Raw genomic sequence first — 16,038 nt, 5'->3', positions numbered from 1 at the left:
CCGGCCGAACCCGGTCCCGCGAACTCATTGAACAGCGGGGATGATCAGCGATAACTTCCTGGTCATGTACGCGACTGGATGCGCCCCGTGTCCGGTCGCTTGGCACGGATGATGTGGAGACCCCATGGCTCATCTGGGTTCCAGACGGACGCGCGCACTGTCGTTGCCCGTCGGATTGGCACTCACGGCCTCGCTCGGCTTCCTGCCGACGGCGGCCGCCTCTGCCGCACCCCTGGACGCGCAGCCCACTGCTGCGGTGTCGACGGACGGCCCGAAGCTCTCGTACGTGGTCAACACGCGGGGCGGCCACGGGACCGTCAAGCAGGTGAAGAAGGCGATAGCCGCGGCCGGCGGCACGGTGGTGGTCGCCTACGAGCAGATAGGCGTCATCGTCGTCCACTCGCAGAACCCGGACTTCGCGCAGTCGATCCGCCGGGTCAAGGGTGTCGATTCGGCCGGGGCCACCCGCACCAACCCGATCGTTCCCCAGGCCACCACGGACACCGGGGTCGAGCAGCCGCTCACCGCCGCGCAGGCGGAGGCCGCGTCGGCCGAGGCGACGGGCGACCAGGATCCGATGGAGCCCCTGCAGTGGGATCTGCCCGCCATCAAGGCGGACCAGGCGCACAAGCTGACGCTCGGCAGCAGCAAGGTCACGGTCGCGGTCATCGACACGGGCGTCGACGACACCCACCCGGACCTGGCACCGAACTTCGACCGCGGGGCGTCGGCGAGCTGCGTCTCCGGGGCGCCGGACACCACGGACGGGGCCTGGCGCTCGGCGCCGACCGAGAGCAACCACGGCACGCATGTCGCGGGCACCATCGCCGCCGCGAAGAACGGCGTCGGGGTGACGGGGGTCGCCCCGGGCGTCAAGGTCGCCGGTATCAAGGTGGCGAACCCGGACGGCTTCTTCTACACCGAGTCGATCGTCTGCGGCTTCGTCTGGGCCGCCGAGCACGGTGTCGATGTCACCAACAACAGCTATTACACCGACCCGTGGATGTTCAACTGCAAGAACGACCCGGACCAGGGCGCCCTGGTCGAGGCCGTCGCGCGCGCCACGCGGTACGCGGAGAGCAAGGGCACGGTCAACATCGCCTCGGCCGGCAACAGCAGGTTCGACCTGGCCTCCGACGCGATCGAGGACACCACCAGCCCGAACGACACCTCGGCCGTCACCCGGACGATCAACCCGAGTGAGTGCCTCGACATCCCGGTGCAGCTGCCGGGCGTCGTGACGGTCTCCGCGACCGGTGCCAAGGGCCTGAAGGCCTCGTACTCGAACTACGGGAACGGCGTCATCGACGTCGCGGCCCCGGGCGGCGACTCCACGGTCTACCAGACGCCCGCCCCGCCGGCCACGAGCGGCCTGATCCTGTCCACGCTGCCGGACGGCAAGTACGGCTACAAGGCCGGTACCTCGATGGCCTCCCCGCATGTCGCGGGTGTCGCGGCCCTGATCAAGTCGACGCACCCGCACGCCTCGGCGGCCGCGGTGAAGGCGCTGCTGAGCGCCGAGGCCGACGCCACCGCGTGCGGTGCCCCGTACGACATCGACGGTGACGGCAAGATCGACGCCGTCTGCGAGGGCGGCAAGAACCGCAACGGCTTCTACGGCGCCGGTGTGGTGAACGCGCTGAACGCGGTCCGCTGGTAGTCGGAACGCGGCGCGACGGAAGGGCCGGCCGGAGTCTCCGGCCGGCCCTTCCCGCTCGGTGGCACTCAGTGCCATAGTGCGGGGATGAACCACGCACCCCTGTCCGGCACGGAGCAGGCCTGGGCGGCGCTCGGCGGCGACCCCGCGCTCCTCGCGCGCATCGGGTCTTCTGCGCAGCCCAGTTCCTCCGAGCATCTCAGTTCTTCTGCGCGCCTCGGTTCTCCCGAGGACCTCGGTTCTTCAGAGGACCTCGATGCGTGCGGCTCCGACAGGCTGCTTCCCGCCCGGCTGCCCGTCATGGAGCTGGCCCGTTCCGCCGTCGCGGTCTGTTCGCTGGCCGCCGCCGAGCTGGCCGCGCGCCGCACCGGGGGCCCCGTGCCACGGGTCCGCATCGACGACGGCGCGGTGGCCACGGCGTTCACCAGCGAGCGCCATCTGCGGATCGACGGGCGCGCGGCGACCACGTTCGCCCCGCTGTCCCGGTTCTGGCGCACGGCCGACGGCTGGGTGCGCACGCACGCCAACTACCCGCACCACCGGGCCCGGCTGCTCGCCACGCTGGGGCTGCCCGCCGACACCCCCGACGACACCGCCGTGGACACCGCCGCCGCCTCGTTCGCCGGGCGCCCGAGCGACGAGATCGAGCGGACGGTGTACGCGGCGGGCGGCCTGGCCGTGGCCGCCCGTACGCCCGGTCAGTGGGCGGCCGATCCTCGGGGTGCGGCGCTCGCGGGCACACCGCTGGTGGGCAGGGGCCGCATCGACGGTGCGCCGGTGCGCCGGACGGCGGCGCTCACCGGTGAACCGCTGCTGCCCGCCGCCGGGTTGCGCGTGCTGGACCTCACCCGGGTCATCGCGGGGCCGGTCGCCACCCGTACGCTCGCGCTGCTCGGCGCGGACGTCCTGCGGATCGACGCCCCGCAACTGCCGGAGAGCCCGGACGCGCACAGCGACACCGGTTTCGGGAAGCGGTCGGTGGAGCTGGATCTCGCCGGCCGCTCCGGCCGGGCGGCCTTCGAGGAGCTGCTGGCCGACGCGGACGTGGTCGTCGTCGGCTACCGGCCCGGTTCGGTCGAGCGGTTCGGGCTGACGCCCCGGTCCCTGGCCGCGCGCAGACCGGGGCTGGTGATCGGGCGGCTCTCGGCCTGGGGACACGGTCCGTGGGCGCGGCAGCGCGGCTTCGACAGCCTGGTCCAGGTGGCCACCGGCATCGCCTCCGTCGAGGCCGTCGGGCCCGAGGGCCGGCCCGGGGCGCTGCCCGCCCAGGCGCTCGACCACGGCACCGGCTATCTGCTGGCCGCGGCCGTGCTGCGGGCGCTGACCGAGCAGCACGACGAGGGCGGCTCCCGGCTGGTCACGCTCTCGCTGGCCCGCACCGCCGCCTGGCTGCTCGACGGACTCCCGGCCCGCCGGGAGCCGAACGCGGACACGGCTGCGGCTGCGGACACGGCTGCGGATCCGTCGTACGACCCGGAGAAGTGGCTCACGGAGACGGACGGCCCGCTGGGCCGGCTGCGGCACGCGCTGCCGCCGGTCGCCTTCGACGGCGCCCCCGCCGACTGGTCGCGCCCGCCCGGCCCGCTGGGGGCGGACGCGACCGCCTGGCTCACGGCTTGATGAGCACCTTCAGCGCCGTGCGCTCGTCCATCGCCTTGTAGCCGACCGGGACGTCTTCGAGGCCGATGGTCAGGTCGAAGACGGGCGAGGGGTCGATCGTGCCGGCCAGGATGTCGGGGAGCAGCTCCGGAATGTACGTGCGCACGGGGGCGACGCCGCCGCGCAGGGCGATGTTCCGGTCGAACATGACGCCGAGGTCCAGTCCGGTGCCGCTGCCGTGCGGCACGCCGACGTAGCCGATGGAGCCGCCGTCGCGGGTGATCCCGACCGCGGTGCGCATCGACTGTTCGGTGCCGACGGCCTCGATCACGGCGTGTGCGCCCTCGCCGCCGAGCAGTTCCCGTACGGCCTCGACGGCCGCCTCGCCACGTTCGGCGACGACGTCGGTGGCGCCGAAGGTGCGGGCGATGTCCGTGCGGGCCCGGTGGCGGCCGAGCGCGATGATCCGCTCGGCGCCGAGCCGCTTGGCGGCCATGACGCCGCAGAGCCCGACCGCCCCGTCACCGACGACCGCGACCGTGGAGCCCGGCTTCACGCCCGCGCCGACGGCGGCGTGGTGTCCGGTGCCGAGCACGTCGGACAGGGCGAGGAGCGAGGTGAGCAGGTGGTCGTCGGCGGCCGCGGCGGCGGGGAGCTTGATCAGCGTGCCGTCGGCGAACGGGACGCGCACGGCCTCGCCCTGCCCACCGTCGGAACCGACCGAGCCCCAGAACCCGCCCCGCGGGCAGGAGGTCGTCAGCCCCTCGGCGCAGTAGGCGCAGGTGCCGTCGGACCAGACGAACGGGGCGACGACCAGGTCACCGACGGCGAAGCCGGCCACCTCGGAGCCCGCCTCCTCGACGATCCCGAGGAACTCGTGCCCGATGCGCTGGCCCGGCTGCCGGGCCGACTCGCCCCGGTACGCCCACAGGTCGCTGCCGCAGATGCAGGCCCGCAGGACCCGCAGCACCACATCGGTGGGCTGCTGGACCGTGGGGTCGGGGACCTCCTGCACGCGTATGTCGTGGGGGGCGTGGATGACGGTGGCGCGCATGCGTGGGGGTCCTTGCCGTTCTCAGCTGCTGGTACTCCGTTCACGGTACGCCCCGGCGGTGACACCGCCCCATTTCGGCCCCGGTGCGAGCACGCCGACGGTCAGCAGGAACTGCGCCGCGATGTAGGTGAGCATGATCCAGAAGTCGGGGGCGGGCAGCTGTGGCCAGTCCGCGATGCCGGTGGCGATCAGCGCGTCGGAGAGCAGGAAGAGCGCCCCGCCGGTGGCCGCGTACCGGCCGAGGGTGCCGGCCCGGAACGCCATCGCCGTGAGCAGCACGCTGTAGCCGGTCACCGGGATCCGCAGATCCGCGGGCAGCCCGTCCCAGAGCAGCGCGACGAAGACGGTCAGGACGACGGCGTACGCGATCCCGGCGGGCAGCGAACCGCGCGCCCGTCCGAAGAGCCACAGGTAGCAGACGTGCCCCGCGGCGAAGGAGCCCATCCCGACGAGGAAGGCGGCATCGGAGTCGGCCAGCAGGAACGTGTCGCCGCCCCAGCCGAACAGCAGCGCCGCGACGAGCAGCCGGGGCCCGCGCCGGGCGGCGGCGTACCCCGCCAGCAGCGGCATCAGCAGCGGCTTGGCGACCAGGTGGGCGGCCGGGACATCGGCGAGCAGGCCGACGAGGTCGACGGCCGAGGCCACGAGGAAGGCGATGAACAGCGGGCGTACGAGGCGCTCCCGCCGGTCCGGTACGACGTCCGCGCTCATCCGGCACTCTCCTGGGCGGGGGCGGCCTTGCGGGCCGCCGTTCCGGCCGGCTGCCAGCCGGGTCCGCGGAAGATCCGCCCGGCCCGCTCGCTCCAGCTGCCCGCCGAGCGCAGGTCACGGGCGATGGCGGCGTACTCGTGGGTGGCGACGCGGAGCGGATTGAAGGTGTCGATGTTCTTGGTGAGCCCGAACACGGGCCGCTCGGTCTCTGCGGTGAAGGATCCGAAGAGCCGGTCCCACAGGATCAGGATGCCGCCGAAGTTCCGGTCCAGGTAGCCGCCCTGCGAGGCGTGGTGCACCCGGTGGTGGGAGGGCGTGTTCAGTACGTACTCGAAGGGCCTGGGGAGCTTGTCGATGCGCTCCGTGTGCACCCAGAACTGGTAGACGAGGTTCGCCGACGAGCAGAAGGCGAGCGCCGCCGGATGGACTCCGCACGCGATCATCGGCAGGTAGAACGGCCAGACGGTCAGCGAGGTCCAGGGCTGGCGCAGCGCGGTGGAGAGGTTGAACTTCCGGCTGGAGTGGTGGACCACGTGGCAGGCCCAGAGGATCCGGATGACGTGGTGGCCGCGGTGCGACCAGTAGTAGAAGAAGTCCTGCGCGAGCAGCATCAGCAGGACGGTCCACCACAGCACGGGGACGCGGAGCGGGGTCAGTTCGTAGACCGCGGTGTAGATCGCGACGATGGGCACTTTCCACAGCAGGTCGAAGACCAGGCTGCCCAGCCCCATGGTGATGCTGGTGACGGCGTCCTTCGCCTCGTACCCGGCGGCGTCCTCGTCGGGGTGGAAGCGGTGCAGGGCCATTTCCAGAACAGTGAGCAGGACAAAGGCCGGTATGGACCAGAGCACTACATCGGGCAGGTTCGTCGGCATGCCTGCACCGTAGAGCCGCAGGTCGGCCCGGCACCAGACGTAGTTACCAACAAGTATGCGAGACGCGGTGTCAGCAGTCTTTGGTGACTTCTGCCAACAGTCACGTCGTACGATCCCTGCACCGAGCTTTCCCGGGGGAAGGAACCGCCGTGCAGGGGCTGGAAGTTGCGCTGGTACGACTGGCGACGACGGTGATCGGCACGGTGACCAGGTCACTGGTCACGCCGAGGCCCGGCGCGGGCCTCGTCCCGGATCCGGTGCGCCCGCTCCCCCGCCCGGCGAAGCCGGACCGGCTGGCGCGGGTGCTCGGCGGCCGGCTGGCCCAGTCGTACGCCGGGCTGCCGGAGCACGAGCGGCTGGCCGCCGTGGACGCGGTGCGGGACACCTTCGTGGCGGCGGGCGAGCTGACGGCGGACCGGCTGTTCGCCGTGGACCTGGATCCGGAGCGGCTGGCCGCCGAGCTGCCGCCGCCCGCCGCGGGGCTGTCGGAGCGTGCGGCCGGGCTGTACGGGGAGCTGCTCGGCCGGTGCTGCGCGCATGTCGTGGAGCAGCTGACCGCCGAACCGTCCTTCGCGGCGCGCGCGGCGGTGGAGCAGACCCGCGCGGCGGAGCGGACGCGGGAGCTGGTGGAGGACGTACGGGAACGGGTCGGCCCGCGCCCGGACGCGGCAGCCCTGGACTTCGAGCGGCGGTACGCGCAGTTCATGGCGGCGACGCACTGCCGGATGGGCCTGTTCGGGCTGACGCTCGGGCGGTCGGCGGCCGAGTGGCCGCTGGAGACCGCCTACATCAGCCTGTCGGTGAGCGGGAACGGTGCCCGGCAGGACTGGCTGGAACACCCGGCCACGGTGACGGTCTCCATCGAGCAGGCACTGTCCGGGACGGACCGGCTGCTGCTGCGGGGGCCGGCCGGCTCGGGCAAGAGCACGCTGGTGCAGTGGCTCGCGGTGAACGCCGCCCGCCGTACCTTCGGCACCGACCTGATGGACTGGAACCGCTGTGTGCCGTTCGTCCTGCGGCTGCGCGCCTTCACCTCGCACGAGGCTCTGCCCACGCCCGAGGAGTTCCTGCGCGCGGCCGGCGTCCCCCTGCACGGGGCGGCACCGGCCGGCTGGGTGGACGGTCTGCTGGCCTCGGGACGGGGCCTGGTGCTGGTGGACGGGGTCGACGAGGTCCCGGCGCGGCTGCGCCGGCGTACCGAGAAGTGGCTGAAGGACCTGATCACGGCGTACCCGGAGTCCCGGTACGTGGTGACGACCAGGCCGTCCGCCGTTCCGGAGAGCTGGCTGTCCGGCATCGGCTTCGAGGCGCACTCGCTGCTGTCGATGAACCAGAAGGACATCCGCTCGTTCCTCGGCCACTGGCACACCGCCGCCCGGTCCGAGTGCCTCTCCGCCGAGCAGCGCGAGCAGCTCGACGGATACGAGGCCTCGCTGCGGCGCGCGGTGGGAACCCGCCGCGACCTGGGGCGGCTCGCGACGAACCCACTGATGTGCGCCCTGCTGTGCGCGCTGAACCGGGACCGGCGGATGCAGCTGCCCCGTGCCCGCAAGGAGCTGTACGACGCCGCGCTGGACATGCTGCTCGTGCGGCGCGACACGGAGCGCGAGATCGTCGGGGTCGAGGGCGTCGACCTGACCCGGGAGGAACAGACGGCGCTGCTGCAACGGCTGGCGTACTGGCTGATCCGCAACGGACAGGCCGAGGCGGACCGCGACGAGGCGCTGGCCATGGTGGCCGAGTGGCTGACGGCGATGACCCAGGTGCGCGGGACCGCCGAGGAGGTCTTCTCCCACCTCCTGATCAGGAGCGGCCTGCTGCGCGAACCCGCGCCGGGGGCGGTGGGGTTCGTGCACCGGACGTTCCAGGACTACCTGGGTGCCAAGGCGGCGGTGGAGGCCCGCGACTTCGGCGTCCTGGTCAAGCACGCGCACGACGACCAGTGGCACGACGTGGTGCAGATGGCGGTGGGCCACGCCCGCGCCGACGAACGGGCCCGGCTGCTACGCCAGTTGCTGAAGCGGGCGGGCCAGACCCGCAAGCACCGGCACCGGCTGGTGCTGCTGGCGGCGGCGAGCCTGGAACACGCGCCGGAGCTGGATCCGGCGGTGCGTGCCGAGGTCCAGGAGCGGACGGCGGAGCTGGTTCCCCCGCGCAGCAAGGCGGAGGCGGAGGCGCTGGCCGAGGTCGGCGAACTGGTCCTCGGCCTGCTGCCGGGGCCGGAGGAGGTGGAGGGCGAGTACGCGGCGGGGTACGTGGTGAGGACGGCCGCTCTGGTGGGCGGTGACGCGGCGTACGAAGTGGTCAAGGGGTACCGGGACGACGAGCGGACGTGGGTGGCAGCCGAGTTGTCCGACGCGTGGGGCTCGTTCGACGCCGACGACTACGCCCGGGAGGTACTCGCGGCGAGGGCCTGGGACAAGGTCGGCGTGTCCGTGGAGAACGCCGACCAGATGGCGGCCCTGCGGTACGTGCCCGAAGCACCAGGGATCATCTTGCGGGGCAGCCACCCCGACCTGTCCCCGCTGACTGCCCGCCCCGGGACGGAGGCACTCTTCGTCTACGACAACAAGGACCTGACCGACATCTCCCCGATGGCCTCGATGCGATCACTCACGGAGGTGGGTCTCAGCCTGTGCCCCGGGGTCCGTGATCTGAGCCCGCTGGCGGACCTCCCGCTGGACTGGCTCTCCTTGGTCCGACTGCATCCCGATGTGCCGAAGGAACAGCTTGAGCCGCTCACGAACGTCCGCAGTTTCCACCTGGGCCATGTCTTTCCCGTCAGCGACATCGGTGAACTGGCCCTGGGCCAGGGGCTCAGAACGCTGAGCCTCACCCGGGATCTCGAAGGCATGGGCCTGGAGGGCGTGGAGCGATGGACCGAGCTGGCGGAGCTCAGCCTGCAAAGCTGGCGGCACCTGCAGTACGTGTGCCGCACCCCGTTCTTCCAACGACTCGACCAGCTCACTCTTCGCCTGCAGAACATCCCGGACCCGGCCGTCCTGGCCGGCCTCACCGGCCTGAGAACGCTCACCCTCAATCGCTGCCGGCTCCCGGGCGGGCTGGCGCCCTTGCGGGACCTGCCCGCTCTGACGCGCGTACGTCTGTACGCCCCGAACGACGAGGAACCGCTCGACCTGACCCCCCTGGCCGGTCTCGGCCGGCTCACGATCACCCTCGGCAGCGAGACTCCGGCCATCGGCACCGAGCTCTTCCCGCCCGGGCGGATCATGCGGGTCGCGTAGAGCCCTCAGACCCCCACCGCCCCCAGCAAATGCCCCGCCCCATAGGTCACCGCCATCGCCAGCGCTCCCCCGGCCATGTTCCGCAGCACCGCCGGCCCCACCCGCGCCTCGCCCAGCCGGGCGCTCCACCAGCCGGTGAGGGCCAGCGCGGCCAGTACCGACAGCACGGTCACCAGGAGCCGCAGCGACGACGGGGGCAGCACGATCGCCAGCAGCGGCAGCAGCGCGCCGACCGTGAACGCCAGGAAGCTCGCGCCCGCCGCGTGCCACGGGTTCGTCAGCTCGTCCGGGTCGATGCCCAGCTCCACCACCGCGTGGGCGCGCAGCGCATCGCGTTCGGTGAGCTGGAGGGCCGCGTCCCGGGCGACTTCGTGGCTCAGGCCCTTGCCCTCCAACAGGCCGGTCAGCTCGACCAGTTCCGCCTCGGGGGCCTCCTTCAGCTCCTGCTTCTCCGTCGCCAGCGCGGCCATCTCCGAATCGCGCTGGGTGGAGACTGACACGTACTCGCCCGCCGCCATCGACATGGAGCCGGCCAGCAGCCCCGCCAGGCCGGCGGTGAGCAGGGTGCCCCGGTCGGCCGTGGCACCGGCCACGCCGACGACCAGGCCCGCGGTGGAGACCACCCCGTCGTTGGCACCGAGGACCGCGGCACGCAGCCAGTTCAGCCGCGTGCCGAGGCCGTTGCCGTGCGGTTCGTGGTGCGCCTGGGTATCCGTCACCCCGGGATGGTCTCACTCCGCCCGGTCACCGGACGCGTACCGACACCACGCTCAGCACCGTGGTGTCGGCGTGAGCGACCGGACATCACCTGCCGGTATGCGTCGCAGCTTCCCCTTGCCGCCCGTCCTGACGGTCACCGCGTCGCCGTTGCTCAGCACCAGTTCGCCGCAGGTGATGCCGACGGGTGTGGAGACCAGGACCTTCGGCCCGGCCGGCTTCTCGTCCTTGGCCGCTTCGGCCGGTACGACCCAGGAGACCGCGATGGCCGCCACGATCGCGGACAGCCCGACGACCGAGCAGCGCCGGGCCGTGATCAGCACGTCCTGAGTGTGCTCGACCTCGTCCATCACGGCGGACATCAGCTTGTCCCCGCTCAGCCACATGCGCTGCCCGAGCTGACCGTGCGCGGCACGCACCGCGACGAGCGCCCCGGTGAGCAGCAGGGCGAACGCCAGGACGAGGAGCGCCGCCGTCGTCCAGCGCCATACCGCGGGCATGCCCGCGACGCTTTCGCGCCCCTTGAGGACGAAGACGACACCGACGAGCCCCGTCAATGCCGTGAGTCCGTTCCGCCAGCCCTCGGCCTGCTTCCGTACGGCGGTGAGCTGTTCGAGCTGGAGCTGCTGGCCGAGCTGCGCGAACCTCTTCCTCGTCAGATCGGTCACGGCACCGGCACGTCCCAGAACGCGCCGCAGCCGGTGTCCGGCGACTCGGACGGCCGGTCCGGATGCGGGAATCCGCACTGGCAGTAGACCAGAATGCTGCCGGTGAGCCGCTCCGGCGCGCGCCGGCGGCCCTTGTACGGGCCGAGCACGCCGTACGCCACCCGGAACACACTGCTCGCGTGGCAGTTCGGGCAGGGGCCGGTGACCGTGTACCAGCGCCCGTCGGCGGAGCGCACGACGGTGGGGCTGCCGGCCGGTGCAAGCTCCTGTTCCCGGAACGGTGTCAGATCGTGGGCCGGGGTCATCCGGTGCTCCTCTCGTGCTCCGCCGCGCGGTACGGCTGCGCGGGCGGTGTCGGTGCGGGGACGTCGGGGTACGTGTCGGGCACTTCCAGACCGAACACTTCCGCGTACAGCCTGAGGCGCTCGACGACCTCGGCGGTGGTCCATTCGAGCTCACGTGCGCTGACGGCGATCCGCTCACCGGACACCGGGCCGCCGAGTGCCGGGGCGCGGCCGGTGTACTCCTCGGTGAGCAGGATCAGATCCTGCCACAGCGGGATCTCGGAGAACTCCGGTCGCTCGACGAGCAGTTCGACCCCGAAGGGACGGTAGAGCGCGAGCCGGTCCCAGGCCCGGTCCATCGGCCAGCCGAAGCGCGCGGCGACCCGCAGGAGATCGATCGGGCCGACCGGCCGGTCGCCGGCCAGATCGTCGAGGAACATCGCCGTGTCGTGCGGCGTCGGACGCCACCGCGCCCACTCCGCGGTGGCCATGTCGTCCTGGGGCGTCCACGGGCTGCCGAGCACGGCGAACCGGCTCAGCTCCCGCACGCTGTCGCCGAGCGTGCCCTCCCTGCTCCGGGCGTGCTCCACCAATTTGCGCACATCGGGCCCCGGGAGCCATTCCGGCCCGTCCGCCACCGCGGCGCAACTGGCCTCGAAATCTGCCATGGTGACGCGGGCGTCGACGAGTTGCGCGGGCAGCGGGCTGGTCTCCGGCTCCATGCCCAGCAGTGGTCCCAGTTCGGAGAACTTCGCGTACACCGAGCCGAGCGGGAGTTGGCACGCAGCGGCCACCAGCAGTGCGTAGGCGGAGTCCAGGCAGGTCGGGCCGCCCGCGCTCCTGAGCCACTTCACACCCCACGACCACGGCATCAGCAGGCTCATGTCCTCCTGGGGAACGGTGAGCCAGCGACCGACGAACTCCCCGGCCCTGTCGTCCACCAGCCCGGACTCCGCCAGGTTCGTCAGACTTGCGACGATTTCGGCCGTGCCTGCCTGGGACCTGCGCACATTGACAGCGATTTCGGAGAGCGGCGCGAGATAGGGGGGTGGGATCTCCCGTCCGCTGCACACCTCGAAGGACTCGGCAGGGATGGTCGGATCCTCCAGCAGCTCGGCCTCCAATTTACTGAAGACCCTGTCCTTCAGGCCACCCGGTTCAGGAAGCTGCATTTCTCTCGATTTGAACCACGGAGCGAAACGCTCGTACACCTCGCCTACGGTTTCCGATTCCACAGAAGAAGCCCTGGCCCAAGTCCGCAGAGCCGGACCACGCTTTTTCCAGAATCGCTGCCCGAATGCGACACCCACCTCCTCGAATGTCAGGGGCGATTTGCCCTCGGGAGCGACCTCTACCAACTCGTCGTCGGTCGAGATCCCGAGCCATTCGTATCGAGTCACCACATTTTTGTACTCTTCCCAAGAAAACATCTCGTCGCCTTCGGCCCGCCACCCCATTTCGATAAACTTCGGGTGGCGGGATAGGATCGAAATTTCTCGACGAGTCGCGACCGAATGCTCAGGAACGTCTTCGAGATCAACACCCAACGGGTCCAAAGGAAATCCTAGTGAGATGAGCCGCTTGGCCCGCACCAGCGACTCACGCCAAGAAAGATCCCCCTGCACCGAGAAGCGCCTCAGCACATACAGAACATCACCGAACGGTCGACTCTCGTCCTCGTCCACCTTCGCCCACAGCCGGACCAGCGGTGTGCCGAATCCCTCTCGACTCTCCGTGAGCAATGCACAATCCACCGAGTCGAGTTCCGTGCCGTGCGCGACTTCGGGATCGGGAACAGAAGGGACTCGAACACCGGCAATCGCGTACCGCCGCAATCGGCGCAGTAGTTCCGCGAATGTCAGAGGGCGATCCCCGTTCCGTGACACCATCGCCTCTTCGAAGTGAACTCTTTCCCCGAAACGAAAGGCGGCCATCCGACTCTCCCAGAAAACCGGCTGCGGGTACCCTGCCAGCGAGTCCGGCACCGGCGCGTCGGCCCATTTGCTGCCCACCGGGATACGGACAGAATGCAGGACAGCAACCCGCCACGCCAGCAGTCCGGGTGTGACCCACTCAAGGATCTCCCTCAGATAGCTGGGGAGCGTCCCGTTTCTGAGCATAAAGATGTCCATCGGAATGCATCCGACTTTACGCAGTGGAACTTCCGCACCCCGATCCCAGCCACTCGTACTGACTAGCAGCGCATCGTCATCGAGAAGTCTGGTGACCAGCAGTTCCGCACTGCCGAAGTCGCTGATCGCGAAGTTCCACAGCCACTCCACGGTGAACCACGGAGGAAGCTCCATGCGCCGAGCCAATTCACGGACGTGATTCGTCATCCATTTTTTGTCGAACTTCAGGATCTGGGTCCTGCTGGTGTTCAGATCGGGAGAATGAGTCTCCCTGAGGTCCACGACGCAACCGTACGGAACCGCATCCGAAGACGAATAGTTCCCCGCATACCCGGATGACCTGCTCGGCGCCTCTTCGCGGCTGTTCGTCGGCGTCCAGATGCCGTCGACGAGCAGGCAGCCCTGCCCGGGAACCCACCACACATGCTGACCAGCCCTTACCGGCCCCGATGCCTCCCCGTCGTAGTAGAGGACGTCCTTCTCCCACTCCTTGACCACGGCACCGCTGCGCTCCACCCGCATGGTGTAGTCGCAGAGCCATACCCGCTTGGCCAGTTCGTTCGCCACGTCGATCGCGTCGCCGTTGAGATAGAGCCGCACCCGGGTCCCGCCGCCCGGCTGGGCGGCGTCGCTCTCCTTGATACGGAAGAGGCTTCCGCTCGACGCGATGTCCACCCGCAGCCCGCGGCTGGATTCCGGGCGGCCGAACTCGTCCGTGACCCGGGTCCAGATGCTGATCTCGTCGGCCAGCATGAAGTAGCTGAACACACCGATCCCGAAGCGGCTGTTCGGATAGACCCTGAGGTCCTTGTCCACCGCGCGCCAGCGGGCCTGTTCCCTGCGGTACTCCCTGGACTGCTCGAACCGGCGGCCCGCACGCGAGAAGGTGCTGCGCAGCGCGGCCTGGCCCATTCCCACGCCGTTGTCCTCGCACTCCACGTACGGGCGGCCGAACTCGTCGACACCTTGCCGGAAGACGATCTCGCCGTCCCAGCCCTGCCGGATGCCTTCCTTCCGCTCGCCGTACCGCACCCGTGCGTCGCGGTAGCGGCAGGCGTCGAGGGCGTTCTGGTAGAGCTCGCGCAGGGCCAGGTTCCGGTCGCCGTACAGCTGGGAGCCCATGAGGAGTTCACGCATCTCGTCCTCGGCGAGGCTGAAACGCATGAGCGGCAGTCCGTAGGCGTCGCCGCGGCCCGCGGCGTCGTACTGAGGACGCAGTTTGCGGCAGGTCACACGTTCGGGGAGGTAGGTGAGAGGGCCTCCGGTCTCGCCCGGCACGAGGTGCTGCTTGATGTGCTGCACGGCGTCGTCGGCCCAGCCGGTCAGCGTCTCCAGTGCGGCGTGCACCGCGGGGTGCGGGCACGGCAGGTCCAGGTCGAGCGAGTTCCCGAGGCGGTCCCTGGACCAGCGCAGCTCCTGGACACCGGCTACCGCCTGGGCGGGGACGAGGCCGTCGGTGACCCCGATGTTGTCCACCAGGACGCCCGGCATGTCGCGGAGGTCTCCACCGAGGAGGCCCGCGAGGCCGATCAGCCAGGACAGTTCACGCGGCCGCCACCGTTCGGCGGGGCCGTTGCGCGGCAGGACCTGCTCCGGGCGCTGCGGCCCCTCGGCGGGTTCGCGCTCCCCGGTGTACGGCTGCGACGGCACCACGGCGGTCTGGCGGCAGACCCGCATCAGCCCGTCCATGAGTTCCGCGGACCGGGCGGACGCGTCACCGGTGCCGAGCAGGGCGGTGGCGAGCGGGGCGAGCAGGCCCGGTGCGTAGGTGTCCCAGAGCTCCTCGCGCCCCGCGACATGGCGGTGCATCAGCCAGGCGGCGACGGCCCCGGCCTCCTCCTTCGCGCCCCGGCCCGCCAGTTCGCGCCCCTTGCGCCAGATCAGCGGGTGCGCGGCGAAGGTGTGTTCGAGGTCGATCCGGGCCTCGACGCGCCCCGGTTCGCCCGCCGCCGGTTCGAGCTGGAAGGGACGGGCGACCGTCGCAGCCTTGACGCCCATCGCGTAGACGGCCTCGCGGACGAACGGCGCGGCCATGAGCACGGCGAGCTCCGACGGGTCCAGCAGCGGACCGCCGTGGGTCACCGACGGGGCCAGCAGCGCCCGCAGTCCGCTCGTCAGCACCCGTACCGGGAAGCCGTCGTCGGCCCAGGGGTCGGGGTTCTCGGTCAGTGACTGCGCCCGCAGCTTGGCGCAGTCCAGGACCAGCTTCTCCAGGGCCTGCTGGAGTTGGCCCCTGCGGTCCTCGCCGCACTGGACGGCCGCCCAGAGCTCCGGGTCCCGGATCGCGACGGACCACTCCTCCTGGAGCGTCTTCCCGGTGCAGAGTTCGGTGCGGGCGATCGCCTCGGGGCCGCTCGGCGCGTAGTGCACGGTGGGGCGTTGCTCGTGCTGGGCGGTCCGCGCGAATTCGGCGGTTCTGCGGACGGTGTGGGAGATGACCTCGCTGACGGTCCGCGGGGAGGTGTCCGAGGCCAGGGCGTCCGCGAGGGCCCGGGTGAAGTGGCTGCCCAGGGAGTCGTCCGAGCCGCACGTCTGGCCTGCCGCACAGCCGAAGACGACGGCCACCCGGTCCCGCCACGCCGGAAAGTTGGTCGCGGGCCCGCCGAAGGAGCCCTCACCGTCCGGTTGTTGCGCATCGCGGCAGGCGTCGACGGTGAGCAGGACCGTGCCGGCCTTGCAGCCCTTGAGCAGCGTCGTCAGATCAAGACCGATCAAGCCGGCGGCGTCGACATGCGGCGGATCGGTCGACCAGTTGAGCTGGGCCTCCGAGGGCACGAGGTAGTCGGCGCCGTCGACGGAGAGTCCATGGCCGGTGAAGTGGATCAGTACGGTGCCGTCCTCGGGTGCCGTGCAGCAGACCCGGCTGATGGCGCTGACGATCCGGGAGCGCAGGGCAGGCCGGTCCGGGGAGAGCCCCAGCGTCTCGACGCTGTATCCGGACGAACGCAGCGCGGCATCCATCAGCTCGATGTCCCGCTGCACGGGTTGCGTCAAGTCATCGAAGTGATCGCTCAGTTCGTACTGCGGCACAGCGATGAGCAGTGCCTGCCTGCTGATCCCCACGGCCGTCGCCTCCCCCCGTCGGGCCTGATCGGT

At 70.8% G+C, this 16,038-nt stretch carries 10 protein-coding genes; 3 read left to right on the top strand and 7 right to left on the bottom strand.

All coding sequences use genetic code 11. The annotated features are described in order from the left end of the window. The first annotated feature begins 124 nt into the window (after nucleotides 1–124). Both ACFYY1_RS05880 and ACFYY1_RS05875 read left to right on the top strand, forming a co-directional pair. A complete protein-coding gene (locus tag ACFYY1_RS05880) occupies nucleotides 125–1,660 on the top strand; it encodes a S8 family serine peptidase (protein WP_388581312.1) in 1,536 nt (511 codons plus the stop codon). 84 nt (nucleotides 1,661–1,744) lie between these two features. Further along, entirely contained in the window at nucleotides 1,745–3,277 is a 1,533-nt protein-coding gene (locus tag ACFYY1_RS05875; RefSeq protein WP_388581310.1) for a CoA transferase, read from the top strand. Here the strand turns inward: ACFYY1_RS05875 and ACFYY1_RS05870 are convergent. From ACFYY1_RS05870 to ACFYY1_RS05860, 3 genes are read right to left on the bottom strand one after another with little or no spacing between them, the layout of a single operon-like run. Next, entirely contained in the window at nucleotides 3,267–4,310 is a 1,044-nt protein-coding gene (locus tag ACFYY1_RS05870; protein ID WP_388581307.1) for a zinc-dependent alcohol dehydrogenase family protein, read from the bottom strand. The genes ACFYY1_RS05875 and ACFYY1_RS05870 overlap by 11 nt on opposite strands. Nucleotides 4,311–4,331: 21 nt before the next feature. Further along, complete coding sequence (locus tag ACFYY1_RS05865) at nucleotides 4,332–5,021, bottom strand: lysoplasmalogenase (protein WP_388581306.1); 690 nt, start codon at nucleotides 5,019–5,021, stop codon at nucleotides 4,332–4,334. Beyond that, nucleotides 5,018–5,896 (bottom strand): sterol desaturase family protein, encoded by an 879-nt coding sequence (locus tag ACFYY1_RS05860; protein WP_388581304.1) that lies wholly within the window; start codon nucleotides 5,894–5,896, stop codon nucleotides 5,018–5,020. Before ACFYY1_RS05860 ends, ACFYY1_RS05865 begins: the two co-directional genes overlap by 4 nt. 149 nt (nucleotides 5,897–6,045) lie before the next feature. On the opposite strand from ACFYY1_RS05860, the gene ACFYY1_RS05855 reads away from it, so the two are divergent. Next, nucleotides 6,046–9,141, top strand: a complete 3,096-nt coding sequence (locus tag ACFYY1_RS05855; protein WP_388581303.1) for an NACHT domain-containing protein — start codon at nucleotides 6,046–6,048, stop codon at nucleotides 9,139–9,141. Between the two features lie 5 nt (nucleotides 9,142–9,146). Here the strand turns inward: ACFYY1_RS05855 and ACFYY1_RS05850 are convergent, their stop codons facing one another. The 4 genes from ACFYY1_RS05850 to ACFYY1_RS05835 are packed head-to-tail and all read right to left on the bottom strand — an operon-like array spanning nucleotide 9,147 to nucleotide 16,005. After that, nucleotides 9,147–9,860: a VIT family protein gene (locus tag ACFYY1_RS05850; RefSeq protein ID WP_388581300.1), complete on the bottom strand. Its 714-nt coding sequence runs from the start codon at nucleotides 9,858–9,860 to the stop codon at nucleotides 9,147–9,149. A 51-nt stretch (nucleotides 9,861–9,911) separates the two neighbouring features. After that, a complete protein-coding gene (locus tag ACFYY1_RS05845) occupies nucleotides 9,912–10,526 on the bottom strand; it encodes a hypothetical protein (protein ID WP_388581297.1) in 615 nt (204 codons plus the stop codon). Further along, the gene (locus ACFYY1_RS05840) at nucleotides 10,523–10,831 is read right to left on the bottom strand and encodes a hypothetical protein (protein WP_388581294.1); all 309 of its coding nucleotides are present in this window, start codon (nucleotides 10,829–10,831) and stop codon (nucleotides 10,523–10,525) included. Before ACFYY1_RS05840 ends, ACFYY1_RS05845 begins: the two co-directional genes overlap by 4 nt. Further along, nucleotides 10,828–16,005, bottom strand: coding sequence for a caspase family protein (locus ACFYY1_RS05835; protein WP_388581291.1), 5,178 nt, complete (start codon nucleotides 16,003–16,005; stop codon nucleotides 10,828–10,830). The genes ACFYY1_RS05840 and ACFYY1_RS05835 overlap by 4 nt, the downstream gene beginning before the upstream one ends. Nucleotides 16,006–16,038 lie beyond the last annotated feature (33 nt).

The sequence above is a fragment of the Streptomyces sp. NPDC001890 genome (assembly GCF_042891445.1).
GTDB lineage: Bacteria > Actinomycetota > Actinomycetes > Streptomycetales > Streptomycetaceae > Streptomyces.
The sequence above is the reverse complement of the archived record's forward strand: the minus strand, read 5'-3'. Positions and strand labels throughout refer to the sequence as shown.

Coding starts and splice junctions, on each gene's coding strand:
- ACFYY1_RS05880 (WP_388581312.1), top strand. CDS start 125: ATGGCTCATCTGGGTTCCAGACGGACGCGCGCACTGTCGTTGCCCGTC.
- ACFYY1_RS05875 (WP_388581310.1), top strand. CDS start 1,745: ATGAACCACGCACCCCTGTCCGGCACGGAGCAGGCCTGGGCGGCGCTC.
- ACFYY1_RS05870 (WP_388581307.1), bottom strand. CDS start 4,310: ATGCGCGCCACCGTCATCCACGCCCCCCACGACATACGCGTGCAGGAG.
- ACFYY1_RS05865 (WP_388581306.1), bottom strand. CDS start 5,021: ATGAGCGCGGACGTCGTACCGGACCGGCGGGAGCGCCTCGTACGCCCG.
- ACFYY1_RS05860 (WP_388581304.1), bottom strand. CDS start 5,896: ATGCCGACGAACCTGCCCGATGTAGTGCTCTGGTCCATACCGGCCTTT.
- ACFYY1_RS05840 (WP_388581294.1), bottom strand. CDS start 10,831: ATGACCCCGGCCCACGATCTGACACCGTTCCGGGAACAGGAGCTTGCA.